16 protein-coding genes and 1 tRNA gene are annotated in these 18,444 nt (G+C 68.0%); 9 read left to right on the forward strand and 8 right to left on the reverse strand.

The window, feature by feature from the left end; all coding sequences use genetic code 11:
• Nucleotides 1-26: 26 nt before the first annotated feature.
• The 8 genes from rnr to ruvX all read right to left on the reverse strand — a co-directional run bounded on the left by rnr (nt 27) and on the right by ruvX (nt 10,553).
• Nucleotides 27-2,174, reverse strand: coding sequence for a ribonuclease R (gene rnr, locus IBL25_RS06090; protein WP_187777699.1), 2,148 nt, complete (start codon nt 2,172-2,174; stop codon nt 27-29).
• Nucleotides 2,171-4,855: a type I DNA topoisomerase gene (gene topA, locus IBL25_RS06095; RefSeq protein ID WP_187777666.1), complete on the reverse strand. Its 2,685-nt coding sequence runs from the start codon at nt 4,853-4,855 to the stop codon at nt 2,171-2,173. The genes rnr and topA overlap by 4 nt, the downstream gene beginning before the upstream one ends.
• Before the next feature lie 64 nt (nt 4,856-4,919).
• Complete coding sequence (gene dprA / locus IBL25_RS06100; protein WP_187777667.1) at nt 4,920-6,017, reverse strand: DNA-processing protein DprA; 1,098 nt, start codon at nt 6,015-6,017, stop codon at nt 4,920-4,922.
• Nucleotides 6,014-6,604, reverse strand: coding sequence for a glycerol-3-phosphate 1-O-acyltransferase PlsY (plsY, locus tag IBL25_RS06105; RefSeq protein WP_187777668.1), 591 nt, complete (start codon nt 6,602-6,604; stop codon nt 6,014-6,016). The genes dprA and plsY overlap by 4 nt, the downstream gene beginning before the upstream one ends.
• Nucleotides 6,601-7,884 carry a dihydroorotase gene (locus IBL25_RS06110; RefSeq protein WP_187777669.1) on the reverse strand — a complete coding sequence of 428 codons (1,284 nt, stop codon included), beginning with the start codon at nt 7,882-7,884 and terminating at the stop codon, nt 6,601-6,603. The genes plsY and IBL25_RS06110 overlap by 4 nt, the downstream gene beginning before the upstream one ends.
• Nucleotides 7,881-8,825, reverse strand: coding sequence for an aspartate carbamoyltransferase catalytic subunit (locus tag IBL25_RS06115; protein WP_187777670.1), 945 nt, complete (start codon nt 8,823-8,825; stop codon nt 7,881-7,883). The genes IBL25_RS06110 and IBL25_RS06115 overlap by 4 nt, the downstream gene beginning before the upstream one ends.
• Nucleotides 8,826-8,909: 84 nt before the next feature.
• Nucleotides 8,910-10,058 carry a helix-turn-helix transcriptional regulator gene (locus IBL25_RS06120; protein WP_187777671.1) on the reverse strand — a complete coding sequence of 383 codons (1,149 nt, stop codon included), beginning with the start codon at nt 10,056-10,058 and terminating at the stop codon, nt 8,910-8,912.
• Nucleotides 10,059-10,079: 21 nt separating this feature from the next.
• On the reverse strand, nt 10,080-10,553 hold the full coding sequence (gene ruvX, locus IBL25_RS06125; RefSeq protein WP_187777700.1) for a Holliday junction resolvase RuvX: 474 nt from the start codon (nt 10,551-10,553) through the stop codon (nt 10,080-10,082).
• 73 nt (nt 10,554-10,626) lie between these two features.
• Between ruvX and gatC the strand changes: the two genes are divergently transcribed.
• From gatC to IBL25_RS06170, 9 genes are all read left to right on the forward strand, one after another.
• Nucleotides 10,627-10,914, forward strand: coding sequence for an Asp-tRNA(Asn)/Glu-tRNA(Gln) amidotransferase subunit GatC (gene gatC / locus IBL25_RS06130; RefSeq protein WP_187777672.1), 288 nt, complete (start codon nt 10,627-10,629; stop codon nt 10,912-10,914).
• A gap of 5 nt (nt 10,915-10,919) precedes the next feature.
• Nucleotides 10,920-12,401 carry an Asp-tRNA(Asn)/Glu-tRNA(Gln) amidotransferase subunit GatA gene (gene gatA, locus IBL25_RS06135; RefSeq protein WP_187777673.1) on the forward strand — a complete coding sequence of 494 codons (1,482 nt, stop codon included), beginning with the start codon at nt 10,920-10,922 and terminating at the stop codon, nt 12,399-12,401.
• Nucleotides 12,398-13,849, forward strand: coding sequence for an Asp-tRNA(Asn)/Glu-tRNA(Gln) amidotransferase subunit GatB (gene gatB, locus IBL25_RS06140; protein WP_187777674.1), 1,452 nt, complete (start codon nt 12,398-12,400; stop codon nt 13,847-13,849). The genes gatA and gatB overlap by 4 nt, the downstream gene beginning before the upstream one ends.
• A gap of 59 nt (nt 13,850-13,908) precedes the next feature.
• Nucleotides 13,909-14,538, forward strand: coding sequence for a glutathione S-transferase family protein (locus tag IBL25_RS06145; RefSeq protein WP_187777675.1), 630 nt, complete (start codon nt 13,909-13,911; stop codon nt 14,536-14,538).
• An 82-nt stretch (nt 14,539-14,620) separates the two neighbouring features.
• Nucleotides 14,621-14,713 (forward strand) — tRNA-Ser (locus IBL25_RS06150).
• Nucleotides 14,714-15,584: 871 nt separating this feature from the next.
• Nucleotides 15,585-16,988 (forward strand): aminotransferase-like domain-containing protein, encoded by a 1,404-nt coding sequence (locus IBL25_RS06155; protein WP_187777676.1) that lies wholly within the window; start codon nt 15,585-15,587, stop codon nt 16,986-16,988.
• On the forward strand, nt 16,981-17,535 hold the full coding sequence (locus IBL25_RS06160) for a DUF983 domain-containing protein (protein ID WP_238940248.1): 555 nt from the start codon (nt 16,981-16,983) through the stop codon (nt 17,533-17,535). Before IBL25_RS06155 ends, IBL25_RS06160 begins: the two co-directional genes overlap by 8 nt.
• Before the next feature lie 25 nt (nt 17,536-17,560).
• Nucleotides 17,561-17,716, forward strand: a complete 156-nt coding sequence (locus IBL25_RS06165) for a cytochrome ubiquinol oxidase subunit I (protein ID WP_187777677.1) — start codon at nt 17,561-17,563, stop codon at nt 17,714-17,716.
• Nucleotides 17,717-17,817: 101 nt separating this feature from the next.
• Nucleotides 17,818-18,207, forward strand: coding sequence for a c-type cytochrome (locus IBL25_RS06170; RefSeq protein ID WP_202986692.1), 390 nt, complete (start codon nt 17,818-17,820; stop codon nt 18,205-18,207).
• Nucleotides 18,208-18,444 lie beyond the last annotated feature (237 nt).

An 18,444-nucleotide genomic window follows, 5' to 3' on the forward strand; every position in this document is an offset into this window, starting at 1 on the left:
GCGCCGGAGCAGGAGCGCGGCGCCCGCTACCGCTTCCTCGCGCCGCGTGGCGGCACGCCCTGCAGGATGTGGAAGACCAGCCCGCCCGTCAGGGGCGCCGCTTCGGCCAGACGGACCTCCACGGCCTGTCCCAGGCTGAAAGCCAGCCGCGTGTGGCGGCCGGAGAGCCGACGCTCGGCCTCCTCGTGAATCCATCGGTCGTCCGGCAGGGATGACAATGGCACGATTCCGCTCGCGCCATTCTCCTCTACGGTGACGAAGAGGCCAAAGCGTGTCACCCCCGAAATACGCGCGGCGAATATGCTGCCGGTGCGTGTTGCCATGAAGCCAGTCAGGAAGCGGTCCACCGCATCCCGCTCCGCGGCGGCGGCACGGCGTTCTGTGCGGGTAATGGCCTCTCCGATGGCGGCGAATTCCTCGGCATCGGCAGGAGGAATGCCCTCCGGCCCCAGCTTCAGGCCAGCGATCAGCGCGCGATGCACCAGCAGATCGGCGTAGCGGCGGATCGGGCTGGTGAAATGCGCGTATCGCGGCAGCGCCAGTCCGAAATGGCCGATGTTCTCCGGGCTGTATTCGGCCTGGGATTGGCCGCGCAGCACAGCCTCATGGATCAGCCGGGCTTCCGGCATGTCCTTGGTTTTTTCCAGCAGGTCGGCGAAGTGGCGGGGCCGCAGCTCGCCCGCCGCCGGCAGGTCGAGGTCGAAACTGTCCAGGAACTGCCGCAGCCCTTCCAGCTTCTCGTCTGAGGGCCGGTCGTGCACACGGTACATGCAGGGCTGGCGGGTCTTCTCCAGCGTCTCGGCCGCGCGGACATTGGCGGCGACCATGAATTCCTCGATCAGCCGGTGGGCATCGAGGCGCTGGCGCGGCACCACGTCACGCACCTGGCCATTCTCGTCGAGCAGCACGCGGCGCTCAGGCAGGTCGAGGTCCAGCGTGCCGCGCTTCTCCCGCGCCGCCAGCAGGGCGGCATAGGCGCCGAAGAGCGGGGCGAGGGTCTCGGTCATCTCGCCGCGCAGATGCGCTTCCTGCACCTGCTCGTAGGTCAGCCTGGCGGCGGAGCGCATCAGGCCGCGGCCGAAGCGATGCCCGGTCTTGATGCCGGCGGCATCGAAATGCATCTCAACGAAAAGGCAGCCGCGGTTCTCGCCAGGCTTCAGGCTGCACCAGCCGTTGGAGAGCGCCTCCGGCAGCATCGGCACGACGCGGTCGGGGAAATAGACGCTGTTGCCGCGCGTGCGCGCATCGTCGTCCAGCGCGCTGCCGCTGCGGACGTAATGCGCCACATCCGCGATGGCGACGATGACGCGCCAGCCGGTGCCTTCCGCCTCGGCCCAGACGGCGTCGTCGAAGTCCCGTGCATCCTCTCCGTCGATGGTGACGAGGGGGATATCGCGCAGGTCCTCGCGCCCTTGCAGCTCCACCGGGCCGGCGGCCTCCGCCTCGGCCAGGGCCTCGGGCGAGAAGGCTTCCGGGATGCCGTGCTGGTGGATGCAGATCAAGGAGACAGCGCGTGGCGAATCCATCCGCCCCAGGCGCTCGACAATGCGGACCGGGCGCAGGCCGGCACCGACATGCGTGATGGGCTCGGCCAGCACCAGCTCGTCGGGCTCGGCGCCGCCATCCTCGCCGGCCGGCACGGACCATTCCGCCTTCTGGCGCTTGTCCACCGGCACCACGCGGCCATTGCTGAAGATGCCCAGCACGCGGGCGGTGCCGGCGCTGCCCAGGCGCTTGAAGGTGCGGCCGTCATACTTGCCGCCGCCCATGGAACGCAGCCGCGCCAGCACCCGCTCGCCGGGCGCCAGGGCGGGCTGGCCAGGGCGCTCGGGCCGCATATAGACCAGCGGCGGACGGCCTTCCCCCTCCCATTCCACGGGGCGGGCGAGGGGGTCGCCATCGGGGTCGGTGCCGAAGACCTCCACCACCGCGATTTCCGGCAGCTTCTGGCTGTCGCGGGCGCGGCGGCGGCCCGAGCGGACAACCGTGCCTTCCGCCTCCAGCTCCCGCAGCAGGGCACGCAGGGCAGGGCGCTGGTCCACCGTCAGGCCGAAGTGGCGGACGATGTCGCTCTTGCCAACATCGCCCGGCGCATCACGCAGGAAGCGGCGAAGCTGCTCGCGCGTCGGCAGTGGCGGCAGGGTGCCGCCACCGTTATCGGAGGGGCCGCTCAGGCCTTCACCTTTGCGGGCTTTGCGGCAGCCTTTTCGGCCGCCGGCTTCTTGGCCGCAGCAGGCTTCTTCGCGGCCGCAGCCTTCTTCGGCTTCGGTGCCGCCTCGCTGGCCGTGGCAGCCGCCTTCTTCGCCGGGGCCTTCTTGGTGGCCGCGCCCTTCTTGCCCTTGGGCGGCAGCTTCTTGCCTTTCTCGGCCAGCAGCGCCACCGCCTGGTCCAGCGTGATCTCTTCCATGGTCATGTCGCGCGGCAGGCTGGCGACGAAGCCAGCATGCTGCGCGAATGGACCGAAGCGGCCCTTCTTGACCTCCACCGGCTCCCCGTCCTTGGGGTGAGGCCCCAGCCCACGCACCCGCGCGGCGGCATCCGCCAGCAAAGAGACAGCACGGTTGATGCCGATGGAGAGGACATCATCGTCCTTGTCGATCGACTTGAAGATGCTGCCCATCTTCACATAGGGCCCGAAGCGGCCGATGGCGGCGGTGATCTCGTCGCCGGTTTCCGGATGCAGGCCAATGACGCGGGGCAGGGAGAGCAGCGCCAGGGCCCGCTCCAGCGTCAGCGTCTCCGGGTCCATGCCGCGCGCCAGGCTGGTGCGGCGTGGCTTGGTGGGCTTGCCCTTGGCATCTGTGCCGCCCTCGCCGAGCTGCACATAGACGCCATAGGGGCCGCGCCGGAGCGTGACCTCCTGGCCAGAGACCGGGTCCACGCCCAACACCTTGTGCCCACCGGCGAGGCCGCCGCCTTCGCCCTCCGCCTCGCCGCCCGGCACCGCCAGCGGGCGGGTGTAGCGGCATTCCGGATAGTTGGAGCAGCCGATGAAGGCGCCATTCCGCCCCAGCCGCAGGCCCAGTCGGCCGCTATGGCAATTCGGGCATTCACGAGGGTCGCCGCCATCCGCCGGGGTGGGGAAGAAGTGGCGGCCTAGTTCCTCGTCCAGCGCGTCGATGACCTCGGTGATGGTGAGGTCCTTGGTGGCGGCGACGGCGGCGTTGAACTCGTCCCAGAAGGCGCGCATCACCGCGCGCCAGTCGGCACGGCCGCCGGAGATGTCGTCGAGCTGCTCTTCCAGCCCGGCGGTGAAATGCGGGTCCACGTAGCGTTCGAAGAAGGAGACCAGGAAGGTGGTCACCAGCCGCCCACGGTCCTCCGGCATGAAGCGGCGCTTGTCCAGCTTCACGTAGTCGCGGTCCTGCAGTGTCTGCAGGATGGAGGCGTAGGTGGAGGGGCGGCCGATACCGAGCTCCTCCATCTTCTTCACCAGCGAGGCTTCGGAATAGCGCGGCGGCGGCTGGGTGAAGTGCTGGTCGGCCTGGGCGGCGGTCAGCTTGGAGGGGTCATCCTGCCGCATCGGCGGCAGGGTGCGGCCTTCCTCGTCGTCGCCCACGGCGTCGTCCACGTCCTCTCGGTACAGCTTCAGGAAGCCGTCGAAGGCGATGACGCTGCCGGTGGCGCGGAGCTTGGTGCCGCCGGAGGCGATGTCCACCGCCGTCTGGTCCAGCTCGGCGGACTGCATCTGGCTGGCCACGGCACGCTTCCAGACCAGCTCGTAAAGCCGGCGCTGCTCGGGGCTCAGGAAGCGGGCGACCTGTTCCGGCGTGCGGCGCACGTCGGTGGGGCGGACGGCCTCGTGCGCTTCCTGCGCGTTCTTGGCCTTGGAGGAATATTCGCGCGGCGCGGCCGGGATGTAGTCGGGGCCGAAGGCGTCCTTCACATGGTCGCGGATGGCGAACATCGCCTCCCGCGCCATCTGCACGCCGTCCGTACGCATGTAGGTGATCAGGCCGACCGTCTCGCCCTGCATGTCCACGCCTTCGTAGAGCTGCTGGGCCAGCCGCATGGTCTGCTGCGCGCCGAAGCCCAGCTTGCGCGAGGATTCCTGCTGCAGGGTCGAGGTGGTGAAGGGCGGCGGCGGGTTGCGGCGGACGCGCTTCGTTTCGACATTGACGACCGTGAAGCTGCCGGCTTCCACGGCGGCGCGGGCGCGCATGGCGCTCGCCTCGTCCGGCAGGTCGAACTGGTCGAGCTTTTTGCCCTCCAGATGCGTCAGCCGGGCGGTGAAGGGCGCGCCATTGACGGTGAGGAACTTGCCCTCGACGGTCCAGTATTCCCGCGCCTTGAAGGCCTCGATCTCGGCCTCACGCTCGCAGATCAGGCGCAGCGCCACGGACTGCACGCGGCCCGCCGAGCGGCTGCCGGGCAGCTTGCGCCACAGCACCGGGGAGAGCGTGAAGCCCACCAGGTAATCGAGCGCGCGGCGGGCGAGATAAGCCTCGATCAACGGCGTATCGAGGTCGCGCGGATGCGCCAGCGCGTGCTGCACAGCGCGCTTGGTGATCTCGTTGAAGGTGATGCGGTGAACCTCGACGCCCTTTAGGGCGCCCTTCTGCCGCAGCATCTCCTGCACATGCCAGGAAATGGCCTCGCCTTCGCGATCGGGGTCGGTGGCCAGGAAGAGGCGCTTGGCGCCCTTCACGGCCTTGGCGATGGCCGAGACCTGCTTCTCGCCCCGGTCCTCGGAGGACCAGTCCATGGCGAAGTCTTCCTCCGGGCGCACGCTGCCGTCCTTGGCGGGCAGGTCGCGCACATGGCCGAAGCTGGCCAGGACGGTGAAGTCCTGACCCAGGTACTTGTTGATGGTCTTCGCCTTGGCCGGCGATTCGACGACGACGACGTCGGTCATGGCAGGTGTCGCGTGCTCTCTCTGGCCACGAAGGGGGCGGGCCGGACCCAGGCGGATTCAGTCATCAGGCGCTGCGGACAACCCGGTTGCCGGGAAGGGTCTCGATACGCCCCTCCAGCTCCAGATCCAGCAGGATGCTTTGCACCGCAGCAACCGAGAGGTGGCAGCGCCGAAGCAACTCGTCAACTGCGACCGGGCTGTTCCCTATCAAATCAAGGAGTTGGGAAGCCCCTCCTTCCGCCGCCACCGCCGGTTGCGGCGAAGGTGCCTGGGCGCGGGGGGAAGCGGGGCGGAACAAGGGCATAGGGTGCGGCGCATCCGGCAGGTGCTCCAGCACATCCGCCGCCGTACCGGTCAGGTGGGCGCCCTGGCGAATCAGGTCGTTGGAGCCGGCGCAGCGCGGGTCCAGCGGGCTGCCCGGCACGGCGAAGACCTCGCGCCCGGCCTCCAGCGCCAGCCGCGCCGTCATCAAGGTGCCAGAGCGGTAGGCGGCTTCCACCACCACAACGCCCAGGCTCAGGCCGGCGATGATGCGGTTGCGGCGCGGGAAGTGCCGGGCGATTGGGGCAGTGCCGAGCGGTGCCTCGGCGACCACCGCGCCGCCCTCCGCCAGTGCCGACTGCAATTCCGCGTGTTCCGGCGGATAGGCGACATCAAGGCCGCCCGGCACCACCCCGACGCTCCGCCCGCTCCGCAGGGCGCCGGTATGCGCCGCGCCGTCGATGCCGCGTGCCAGGCCGGATGTCACGACGATGCCTTGCTCCGCCAGTGCCTCGGCCAGTTCCCCGGCCATGCGGCGGCCCAGGGCGGAAGCGTTCCGGGCACCCACGATGGCGACCTGGCGGGCATGCAGGCAGGCGGCATCGCCGACCACCGCCAGCAGCGGCGGCGCGTCCTCCAGCAGGGCCAGGAGGGGTGGGTAATCCTCCCCGCCCCAGACCAGGAAGCGGCCGCCGAGATCTTCCAGCCGGTCCAGCTCCCGCTCCGCCTCGGCGGCAGGATAAGGCTTGAAGGGGGAAGCGCGGCGGGCGGCATGGCGCGGCAGTGCCTCCAGCGCCGCGCTGGCGGTGGTGTACTGCCCCAACAGCCGGCGCCAGGTGAGGGGGCCGATACCCTCGGTGCGCGTCAGCCGCAGCAGGGCGAGGGTTTCGGCCCGGTTCACTTGCCCTTGCCGATCCTCGGTTCGGTACCCGCCAGCAGGCGGCGGATATTGTCGGCGTGGCGCCAGAGGATGATGAGAGCCACCACCAGGGCGAAGCCCGCCAGCAGCCTGTCACCGGCCAGCAGCGCGATCACCGGTGCCGCCACGCAGGCCGTCAGAGCCGAGGCGGAGGAGATGCGGGTGATCTTGGCCATGGCCACCCAGATCAACGCGCAAAGCAGCCCGATCCACCAGGAGGCCGCCAGCAGGATGCCGGCGCCGGTGGCCACGCCCTTGCCGCCCTTGAAGCGCAGCCAGACCGGAAAGACGTGGCCCAGCAAGGCGGCGATACCCGCCAGCAGCCCGGCATCCCGGCCCCAGAGGGCGGTGAAGGCCAGCACCGGAACGGCGCCCTTCAGTGCATCCAGCAGCAGCGTGCCGACAGCCACCTTCTTGTTGCCGGTGCGCAGCACATTGGTGGCGCCGATATTGCCGCTGCCGATGGAGCGGATATCGCCCAGCCCCGCCGCGCGCGTCAGCAGCAGCCCGTAGGGCACGGAGCCGGAGAGATAGCCAATAACGGCGGCCGCGATGAGCGGGGTGTTCATCCGAAGACGCGCCGCCCGGCCTTCCAGGTGCCCAGCACCCGGCCTTCCAACGGCCGGCCGTCGAAGGGCGTGTTCTGCGCCTTGCCGGGCAGCTTGCCGTCCTCGACCTTCCAGCCGCGCTCCAGGTCGAAGAGCACGAGGTCGGCGGGAGCGCCGCGGGTCAGGCGGCCGGTCTCCAGGCCCAGCAGCTCGGCGGGCTTCTGCGTCATATAGGCCAGCGCCTGCGGCAGCGTCAGGTCGCCGCCATGCACACGGGAGAGCGTCACGCCCAGCAGGGTGGCCAGCCCGGCACCGCCGGGCTCGGCCTGGGCGAAGGGCAGGCGCTTGTCGTCCGCGTCGCGTGGCTGGTGGTCGGAAGCGATGGCGTCGATCGTGCCATCCTTCAGCGCCGCCACCACCGCCAGCCGGTCCTCCTCCCGCCGCAGCGGGGGCGAGAGCTTGGCATAGGTGCGGAAGTCGCCGATGGCGGTTTCGTTCAGGTCGAAATAAGGGGGCGCCGTGTCGCAGGTGACGCGCAGGCCCTCATCCTTCGCCTGCCGGATCAGATCCAGTGCCGCGCCGGTGGAGACATGGGCGAAATGCACGTGGCCCTTGGTGATGCGGGCCAGCGCGATATCGCGCGCCACCATCATCGCCTCGGCGGCGGCGGGGATGCCGGGCAGGCCCATCCGGCTGGCCATTTCGCCCTCGGTGGCGACGCCGCCACGGGCCAGGTCGGGCTCCTCCGGGTGCTGCACCACGAAGGTGCCGAAGGCACGGGAATAAGAAAGCGCCAGCCGCATGGTCCGGGCATTGGCGATGGCGCGGGAGCCATCGGTGAAGGCCACGGCGCCGGCCTCCCGCAGCAGGCCGAATTCCGACAGGTCCTTGCCGGCGCAACCCTTGGTGGCGGCGCCGTAGGGCAGGATGGAGAGGCTGCCGCCAGCTTCGCCGCGCCGCCAGACGAATTGCAGCAGCGCCGGGTCATCCAGCGGCGTCACCGTATCGGGCAGGGCGCAGAGGGTGGTGATGCCGCCTGCCGCAGCCGCCTCGGCCGCGCTGTCGATGGTCTCGCGATACTCGCTGCCCGGCTCGCCCAGGCTGGCGCGCAGGTCGATCAGGCCGGGGGCCAGTACGGCACCGCCGCAATCCACCACCGTGGCGCCATCGGGCACGCCCAGCGAACCGCCATGGTCGGTGATGACGCCACGGCTGACCAGCAGGCTACCCACCGCGTCCAGGCCGGAGGCAGGGTCCACCAGCCGGGCATTGGTGAAGAGGATGTCCGGGGAGGGGATCATGGCCGGGCGTTCCGCCGCAGGTTACGCGAAAGCACATCGAGCACCGCCATGCGCACGGCGACGCCCATTTCCACCTGTTCGCCGATGACGCTGCGCACAGGGTCGTCCGCCACGGCGCTGTCGATCTCGACGCCGCGGTTCATCGGGCCGGGATGCATGACGATGGCGTCCGGCTTGGCCACGGCCAGCTTGGCGGCATCCAGGCCGAAGAAGCGGAAATACTCGCGGGCGGAAGGTACCAGGCCGCCGGCCATGCGCTCCTTCTGCAGGCGCAGCATCATGACCACGTCGGCATCCCGCAGGCCGGATCTCATGTCGTGGAAGACCTCCACGCCCATGCGCTCCACCTCGGCGGGCAGCAGGGTCGGCGGTCCCACCACGCGCACGCGGCAGTTCATGGCAGAGAGCAGGTGGATGTTCGAGCGCGCCACCCGGCTGTGCAGCACGTCGCCGCAGATGGCGACCGTGAGGTTCTCCAGCGCACCCTTGCGGCGGCGGATGGTCAGAGCGTCCAGCAGCGCCTGGGTCGGATGCTCATGCGTGCCGTCGCCGGCATTGATCACCGCCGCGTCCACCTTCTGGCTCAGCAGGGCGGGGGCGCCGGACTGCGCGTGGCGCACCACCAGCAGGTCGCAATGCATGGCATTGAGGGTGGAGGCCGTGTCGAGCAGCGTCTCCCCCTTGTTCACGCTGGACTGGGAGACGGACATGTTGATCACGTCGGCACCCAGCCGCTTGCCCGCCAGTTCGAAGGAGGTGCGGGTGCGGGTGCTGTCCTCGAAGAACAGGTTGATCAGCGTCCGGCCCTTCAGCTGGTCCCGCTGCGTCTTTCCGCTGCGGTTCAACAGGGCGTAGGATTCAGCCAGATCCAGCAGATCGGCGATGTAAGGCGGCTCCAGCCCCTGGAGGGCAAGGAGATGCCGGTGCGGATAAGCGACCATGGCAAGGATCAGTCCGGCTAGAGGCGCGCGACCATAACGGCGCTGCCGCCCGGCCGGAAGGCCCCTCCGACAACTCAGCTCCGCTCAGGCTCCCGGAGCCAGCCGGGGCAGGGAAAGCAGCAGGCGGATCAACTCCCCCTGCCGCCGGGTGCCGGTCTTGAGCATGGCCGACTTGATCTGGCCGCGGATGGTATTGACCTGCACCGCCCGCTCCCGCGCGATGTCCTCGGGGCTCAGGCCGCTGGCCAGCGCTACCGCCACTTCGGCTTCCGAGGGGCTGAGGCCGAAGAGCTGGACAATCTGCCCCACCAGGTCACCCGGCTGGCCAGGCGGGTCGGTGATCAGCACCAGGGCCAGCGGGCGGCTGCCCTCGGTGCGCTGGTGCTGCCGGGGTTGAAAGGGCACCACGAGCAGGGCGAGCTGCAGGCCCGGCCCGGCATCGCGGGCACAGAGCATGGTGCCGGGCAGCGGAGGGATGCCACTTTCCCGCCGTGTGGCCTGCCGGACCAGCTGAGCCAGCCTGTTGTCCTCTTCCGGCAGGCGCAGGCGGATCTGGCCGCCGGGGCGCGAGACCATGCCAGCGCGTTGTATCAACCGTTCTGCCACCCGGTTGGCAAAGGCGACGCGCCGGTCCGCCTCCAGCACCAGCACGCCGCTGGGCAGCAGGTCGAGGGCATCAAGGCCAAAACCCCGCGCTTCCCGAGTGGCGCCGGCCCGCTCGGCCAGTCGTATCGCGCGCGGCAGATGTGGCAGGATCTGCTGCAGTAGATCGGCCCCCTGCCGGGACAGCGGGCCTGCCCCCCGCGTCCGCTGCATGCCCAGAAAGAGCAACTGCTTGCCGGGCAGCTCCCAGTAGGCGCCGGCATTGTAGAAGGCATTGCCGACCAAGCGGCTGAGGAAGTCGTTATGGAACTCCGAGCGCGCGACGTCCTCGTCCGCCACATAAGTCTGGCTCAGCAGCAGCTTGCCAGCCTGAAAGCTGCGGAAGGGGATGCGAAAAATGTCGTGGCGATGGAAATGCGCCTCATAGGCTTCCGCCATGGCGCTGTCGCAGCCATACGCACCCAGGATCTCGCTTTGCTCGGCTGGCGTGGAGATATGCAGGATACCGCTTTGTGAACCGCTGAGGCGCGCCATGCGATCCAGTACCGCCTGCCAGCCGAGGCCATCCGGGCACCCGCCGGTGGCCATGTCATAAAGGTCGGCGATCAGGTCGGCTAAGTTGTCCGGCATGCCGTCTTGGCTGGCGACGTCTCAGGAGGGCGGAGGGGCGGTGGCGTCCAATGCGGCTTGTAACATATAGGCAGCGGCGGCCGCGTCCACGATTTGAGCACGCTTCGCGCGGGTCATGTCCGCTTCTTGAATCAACATGCGATTGACGGCCGAGGATGAGAGCCGTTCATCCCAGAGCGCCGCCGGCAGGCCAGTGGCCTCGGAAAGCGCCATGGCCCAGTCCTTCGCCGCCTGCGCTGCAGGGCCGAAGCTGCCATCCAACCCCAAAGGCAGGCCGACCACCAGCCCACCGGCGCCCTCCTTGCGGGCAATGGCGCCGATCTCGGCGGCATTGGCAGCCAGCTTGCCCCGCTTCAGTCCTCCATAGGGGCTCGCCAGCATGAGCGTGACATCGGACAGCGCGACCCCCACTACCCGCTTGCCGGGGTCCAGGCCGATCAGCCGCTGGTGGCGCGCGAGACCGGCGCGAAGGTCGCTCAGGTTGAACAAGGGCATGCCGGTGGTTATGGTCCGGCCGCTCAGGCGTGCCAACACCACGTGCCAACACACACTGAAAGATAGACCACACATGTCGCTCGACACCGCCACCGTTCGGCGCGTCGCGTCGCTTGCCCGCATCAGGGTCGAGGAAGACGAGCTGCCCCGCCTGCAATCCGAGTTGAACGGCATCCTGGGCTGGATCGAGCAACTGCAAGCCGTGAATACCGATGGCGTCGAGCCCATGGCGGGCGGCGGTACCCAGGCGCTGCGCATGCGTGCCGACGAGGTCACCGATGGCGGTATCCAGGACAAGGTGCTGGCCAATGCGCCGGACCGGGCCGATGCCTTCTTCGCGGTTCCCAAGGTGGTGGAGTGATCGCCATGGACAGCATTTTCGACCTGACGCTGGCCGAGGCCCGCGACCTGCTGGTGAAGCGCGACCTGAGCGCTGTGGAGCTGACGCGGAGCTATCTCTCCGCCGTCGAGACGCTGAACCCGCGCATCAACGCCTATATCACCGTGACGGCCGAGGCCGCGCTGGAGCAGGCCAAGACCGCCGAGGCCGCGCTGGCCAAGGGCGAGGCCAAGCCGCTGACCGGCATCCCGCTGGCCATCAAGGATCTGTTCTGCACCACCGGCATCCGCACCACGGCGGCCAGCAAGATCCTGGGCGAGTTCGTGCCGCCTTATGAGAGCACCGTGACCGCCAACCTGCTGCGGGATGGCGCCGTGTTCCTGGGCAAGGCGAATCTCGACGAATTCGCCATGGGCTCCTCCAACGCCACCTCGGCCTTCGGTGGTGTCGAGAACCCGTGGAAGCGCCAGAACAGCGATGCCGCGCTGGTGCCCGGCGGCTCCTCCGGCGGCTCCGCCGCGGCGGTGGCGGCGCGGCTGGCGCTCGGTGCCACGGCGACCGATACGGGCGGCTCCATCCGCCAGCCCGCCGCCTTCTGCGGTATCGCCGGCATCAAGCCGACCTATGGCCGCGTCTCCCGCTTCGGCACCGTGGCCTTCGCCTCCTCGCTCGATCAGGCGGGGCCGGTGGCGCGCACGGTCGAGGACTGCGCCATCCTGCTCGGCTCCATGTCCGGCTTCGACCCCAGGGATTCTACCAGCGCCGACATGCCGGTGCCGGACTTCGCGGCGGCCTGCAAGCGTGGCGTGAAGGGCCTGCGCATCGGCATCCCCAAGGAATACCGCCTGCCGGGCATGCCGGCGGAGATCGAGGCGCTGTGGCAGCAGGGCATCGCCTGGCTGAAGGAAGCGGGCGCCGAGACGGTGGATATCAGCCTCCCGCATACCCAGTACGCGCTGCCGACCTACTACATCGTGGCCCCGGCCGAGGCTTCCTCCAACCTCGCCCGCTACGACGGCGTGCGCTTCGGCCTGCGCGAGGACGGCGTGGACCTGAAGGATCTGTACGAGCGCACCCGCCGCGCCGGCTTCGGCGAGGAAGTGCGCCGCCGCATCATGATCGGCACCTATGTGCTGAGCGCCGGCTACTATGACGCCTACTACTTGAAGGCGCAGAAGATCCGCACGTTGATCAAGCGCGACTTCGACGAGGCCTGGGGCAAGGTGGACGCCATCCTGACGCCGGCGACCCCCTCCGCCGCCTTCGGTCGCGACGAGAAGCAGGACGACCCGGTCGCGATGTACCTGAACGACGTCTTCACCGTGACGGCCAACCTCGCCGGCATTCCGGGCCTTTCCGTGCCCGCCGGGCTGGACGCGCAGGGGCTGCCGCTGGGCCTGCAGGTGCTCGGCAAGTCCTTTGACGAGGAAACCGTCTTCGCTGTCGGCCGCGCCATCGAGCAGGCCGCCAAGTTTACCGCCACCCCCGCCTTGAAGGCCGCGGCATGAGCTACACGATCGAAGGCGCCACGGGCGCCTGGGAAGTGGTGATCGGGCTGGAAGTGCACGCCCAGGTCACCTCCAAGGCCAAGCTGTTCAGCGGCGCCGCCACCGAATTTGGCGCGGAGCCTAACAGCCAGGTCAGCTTCATCGATGCCGGCTTCCCCGGCATGTTGCCGGTGATCAACGGCGAATGCGTGGCGCAGGCCGTGCGTACGGGCCTCGGCCTGAACGCGCAGGTGAACCTGTGGTCGCGCTTCGACCGCAAGAACTACTTCTACGCGGACCTGCCGCAGGGCTATCAGATCTCGCAGTACGAGTTCCCGATCATCGGCAAGGGCGAGATCGAGATCGAGCTGGCGGATGGCAGCACCAAGCAGATCGGCATCACGCGCCTGCATCTGGAGCAGGACGCCGGCAAGTCGCTGCACGACCAGCACGCGACCAAGAGCTACATCGACCTCAACCGGTCCGGCGTGGCGCTGATGGAGATCGTGTCGGAGCCCGACCTGCGTTCCCCCGAGGAAGCGGGCGCCTATCTGACCAAGCTGCGGCAGATCCTGCGCTATCTCGGCACCTGCGACGGCAATATGGAGCAGGGCTCGCTGCGCGCGGACGTGAACGTCTCCGTCCGCAAGGCGGGCGAGGAATTCCGCACGCGCTGCGAGGTGAAGAACGTCAACTCCATCCGCTTCGTGATGCAGGCGGTGGAGGCCGAGGCACGCCGGCAGGTGGACGTCTGGGAAGCGGGTGAGGAGGTCGTGCAGGAAACCCGCCTGTTCGATACCTCCCGCGGCGTGACCCGGTCGATGCGCTCCAAGGAGGATGCGCATGACTACCGTTACTTCCCGGACCCCGACCTTCCGCCGCTGGTGCTGGAGCAGGGCTGGGTGGAGCAGCTGAAGGCCGGCCTGCCGGAACTGCCGGATGCGCGCCGCGCCCGGTATGTCGGCGACTACGGCCTGACGCCCTACGACGCCCATGTGCTGACGCTGGAAAAGGAAACGGCGGCCTTCTACGAGACTGTGGCCGCTGGCCGCGACCCGAAGATGGCGGCCAACTGGGTCACCGGCGATTTCTTCGCGGGCCTGAACCGCACCGGCCATGGCATCGGCGATTCTCCCGTCTCGGCCGAGAACCTGGGCGGGCTGCTGGACCTGATCAAGGATGGCACGCTGTCCGGCAAGCTGGCCAAGGACGTGCTGGAAGCGATGTTCGAGACGGGCAAGCCGCCCGCCGCCATCGTCGAAGAGCGCGGCCTGAAGCAGGTGACCGATACCGGCGCCATCGAGGCGATGATCGACGAGGTCATGGCCAAGAATGCCGACAAGGTGGCCGAGTATCGCAGCGGCAAGGACAAGCTCTTCGGCTTCTTTGTCGGCCAGACCATGAAGGCCATGCAGGGCAAGGGTAACCCGGCGCTGGTGAACGACATCCTCAAGCGCAAGCTGGCCTGACCGACCATGCTGTGCCACGCTTCCGCCCCTGGGACTCGCAGGGACGGAAGCGCCACGGCATGATCACCCTCTACACCTACAATACCCCCAACGGCCGCAAGATCAGCGTGGCGCTGGAGGAGATGGGCCTGCCCTACGAGGTCAAGGTCATCGACATTACCAAGGGCGAGCAGTTCGACCCTGAGTTCCTGAAGATCGCGCCCAACAACAAGATCCCGGCCATCGTCGATACCGAGGGGCCAGACGGGCAGCCGATCAGCGTCTTCGAATCCGGCGCCATCCTGCTCTACCTGGCCGAGAAGACCGGCAAGGGCCTTCCCGCCGATCCGCGCGGCCGTACCGCGGTTTACGAGTGGCTGATGTGGCAGATGGCGGGCTTTGGGCCGATGCCGGGGCAGGTGCACTTCTTCCTGGGCCAGCCGGAAGGCCCTGCCCGCGACTTTGGCCTGGAACGCTACGGCAAGGAGACCCGCCGGCTCTACGGCGTCATGGACAAGCATCTGGCGGGCAGGGACTTCCTGGCCACGGAAGGCGAGCCGAGCATCGCTGACTACGCCGTCATCGGCTGGGCTTGGCGGCATGAGCGGCACCAGATCGACCTGGCGGAGTACCCCAATGTGCGCGCTTGGTACGACCGGATGATGGCCCGGCCGGGGGTGGCACGCGGTTTCGAGGTAAAACTGGCTTAAACACGGCCCTTTGCCATTTGACGAAGCCTTCGGCCGCCGCTAGAAGCACGCCTGCATACGCCGTGTAACTTCAACACCCTGCGGAGGGGTGGCCGAGTGGCCGAAGGCGGCGGTTTGCTAAACCGTTAAAGGGAGATAATCCCTTTCGTGGGTTCGAATCCCATCCCCTCCGCCACCCTCTCTTGATTCTAAACGGTTTGTGCAGATCTCGCGATCTACCTTCAGTCGGGCAAAGGCGAGGGTAGTTCAGGATGTCAGACGGCATCGCGGATCGGCGTGTAAAAGGGTCCCCCCCTTTGTGAGGCATGCTGAGGAGGCATTCAGGCGCGATTCTTGAATCGCCAGCTCTCGTTGCCGGTCTCGATGATGCCGCAGTGGCGAGTGAGGCGGCGCTGCTCGCGCCGCTGCCCAGCCAATCAACTCCCTACTGAGGTCGACACGGACGGCTTGCCGCCAGGTCACCCTGGCAGGCCATAGCCTTCGTGTCATGCCTGAGGCCGCAGCCAGCCTCTAGCGTCACCTCCCCAGGGAAGAGGCGCGGCAACGTGAGCGGGAATAATGACAGCTTGCCGCTAGCGCCGCTGTAACCGGCTGCCTTCTCCAAGTAGGTGCGACAACCAGGGCCTGAAGTTCCAGGCCCACCGCTTCCACGACAATGGCGGCGAGGCCGAGCGGTGCTGTGGGTTAGGCCCGAAATGCGTTCTTCCGCATCCTGCATGCAGCGCCCTGTCTTTCATCGCCTGACGTTCGGTAAGCGTGATCAAAGGGTGGCGCAGCATGTCACGATCCGCGCCATCTTGGCCTGGGCCTTCTCCAGCGCACGCGTGGCTAGTCCAAGCGACATACCGCGTTGCAGGGAAAGGCAGAGCGCACCTGCGGTAGCCGGGCTGCGGCATCTGGATGGATCGCCTGTTCCGGCAGCAGCGGCGTGTCGTTCAATTCCCCCGCGGCGCTGTTGGTGGAACGGCTGCCAACCCAGTGTATCTTCTTTGACTGCATACAACTGGACGCTACAATTTCACATTGTGCGTCGATGAGGTTGAGCCGTGCCGCGCTCCGCTGAAGATCTGACCTGGGTGCCGGTCCTCGATAGATCCGCAGGCCCGCTGTACCGGGTCATTGCAGACATGTTGGAGCAGGACATCCGGACTGGCCTCTTCGCGAATGGCGCACGCCTGCCGCCGCAGCGCCTGCTGGCCGAGAAGCTTGGCGTCGATTTCACCACCGTCACCCGCGCCTACGCCGAGGCGGCCCGCCGTGGCCTGGTGGAGGGACGCGTCGGGCAGGGCACTTATGTGCGCGGGGGCCACGCCCCTGCACCGGCGACATCGGGGCCACGGCGGAACCGGTCGGCAGACCTCCGCATGAATGCGCCTCCACTGCCCTGCGGGCAGAGCCTACAGGACGACCTGCGGCAGGACATCGGCGGCTTCGCCGCGGAGTTGGACCTCGATCTGTTGCTCCGCTACCAGCAGGTCGGTGGTGGCCCAGCGGATCGCGAAGCTGGCGCCTTATGGCTGACCGGGCGCGTCGATGTGCCGCCCGAACGGGTGCTGGTCTGTGCGGGCGCCCAAGGCGCGCTGCTTTCCCTGTTGAGCGTCTTGTGCGAGCCGGGTGACGTGGTGTGCTGCGAGGCGCTGACCTATCCGGGCTTCCGCAGCCTGGCAGCGCACCTGCGGCTGCGGCTGTCGCCGGTTGCCGTGGATGGCCACGGCTTGCTGCCCGATGCATTCGAGGAGGCTTGCCGGGCGCAACGCCCCAAGGCGCTGTATTGCACGCCAACCCTGCACAACCCCACCACAGCGACGATGCCATTGGAGCGGCGCCGGGCGCTGCTGGCCATCGCCCGCCAGCATGGCGTGCCCATTATCGAGGACGACGCCTATGGTGCGCTGGCGCCCGACGCGCCACCACCGCTCGCGGCCCTGGCACCGGAGGCCGTCTTTCACGTCTCCGGTCTTGCCAAATCCGTTTCACCGGCGCTCCGCATCGCGTATCTCGCGGTGCCCGAGCCATGTCATGTCCCCCGGCTCGCCGCGGCAATCAGGGCCACAACGGGCATGGCCTCGCCGCTGACTACCGCGCTGGCGACACGCTGGATCGGCAACGGCACGGCCGCAGGTGTTGTCGAGGGCATCCGGCGGGAAACGGCGGCACGGCACGCGATCGCTACGGAGACATTGCCGGCGGACCACGTGGCCGCCGATCCCAGGGCCTTTCACCTCTGGCTCCGGATGCCGGGGGAATGGAGCCGTGGCGAGTTCATCGCGCGCCTGCACCCGGCGGGCATCGGCATCGTTGCCAGCGATGGCTTCGCCGTGTCGAATCCACCGGAAGCCGTCCGAATCGGCTTGGGTGCCGCCGAGGACCGGCAGAGCCTGCGCGCGGCACTGCGGCGGATGGCGGATCTCCTGTCCGAGGCACCCGCCATGTCCTCGATGATTGTATGAGACATTTTGCCGCATTGCATACATTCGCAGTGGTATTGTAGCCTTCAAAATCCCATGCGCTAAAGCATTGCATGCAGGCATTGCTCAGCATCGCCTTCCAAAGGACCACGCGATGTCATCCGCCCAGGAGTGGCCGCCTCTTCCCCCTATCAGCACCGGGATTCGCGGCCGCTGCCCGCGCTGCGGCCAAGGCCACTTGTTCGATGGTTTCCTGAAGCTGCGTTCCCACTGCGAGGTCTGTGGCCTGGACTACTCCTACGCGGACCCGGCTGATGGACCGGCCTTCTTCGTCATCTGCTTCGCCTGCGTTCCCAGCGTCATCCTGGCGCTCTGGCTTGAGGCAAAGTTCGCACCGCCCAATTGGGTGCACCTCGTCATCACGCTGCCCTTCATGTTGGCAACCTGCATCCCGCCCTTGCGGCCGCTGAAGGGCTGGCTGGTGGCGAGTCAGTTCTTCTTCAAAGCTGAGGAAGCCCGCTTCGGCATGCCCGCGCCAGCACGGAAGCCCGCCGCTCCGGCGAACGGTGCCGATCGGCGTTCGGACTGACTGCCGCCAAGCTCTGAAGGCTGTCATGACTAGCTTGAATGCGTTGACACCGGCCCGGCTTCAGTTCGGCGCCACCGTCTCGCTCCGCATCCTCTACCCCGCCATCACCATCGGGCTGGCCGGGTATCTGCCGATGCTGGAAGGCGTGTGGCTGTGGAAGCGGAAGCCGGTGTGCCGTTGATGCGGCCGGCGCGCTCAACGGCAGCCATCGGTTGCCTCGTGGCTGGGGCCATCGCTGCCTTGTACCTCTGGTCAGGTCAGGGAAGGTCCGAGAGGCCACTCATGCCCAATGCGACGGTGATGGAACTGCTCTCCCGGGCCGATGCTGGCAACGGAGCCCGCTTGTTCCGGCAGTGCGCCGCCTGCCACAACATCAGCAAGGGCGCGCCAGACCGCAATGGCCCAAACCTCTACGGGGTCCTCGGCGCGCCTGTCGCGAGCAGCAGCCCCCGCTTCGGCTACACGCATGCGCTGCGTTCTGCAGGAGGCCGTTGGGATGCCGAGCGGATGAACGCGTGGCTGGAGGACCCTCAACGCGTCATACCAGGCAACCGCATGTTCTTCCCCGGAGTGACCGACCCTTGGGAGCGCGCGGATCTCATCGCCTACCTCGGCACCCAGGGATCGACGTTGCTGCCGTCCCCTGCTGATCGTGGTGCTCAGGGGCGCTGAGGTCGCGCACTGCATGTTGGGCAAAAGAGCAGCCATCGTGCTTTCAACTCAACTGGCCCATTCTGTTCAGCGCCCATCCGGATGCCCGGGCCACGCAAGGCTTCTGTAAAATCGGAAGCAAATTGCCGAACAAGTGGAAGCTGCCATGGCGCTTACAAACAGCTTCATCTTGTCGGTGCGGGCGGTGGGCAACAGCCAATGCTGTTGATCAGTTAGTACCGTATCCGTTCCGCCGCC

The organism is Pseudoroseomonas ludipueritiae, assembly GCF_014490445.1.
Classification (GTDB): Bacteria; Pseudomonadota; Alphaproteobacteria; order Acetobacterales; family Acetobacteraceae; genus Pseudoroseomonas; species Pseudoroseomonas ludipueritiae.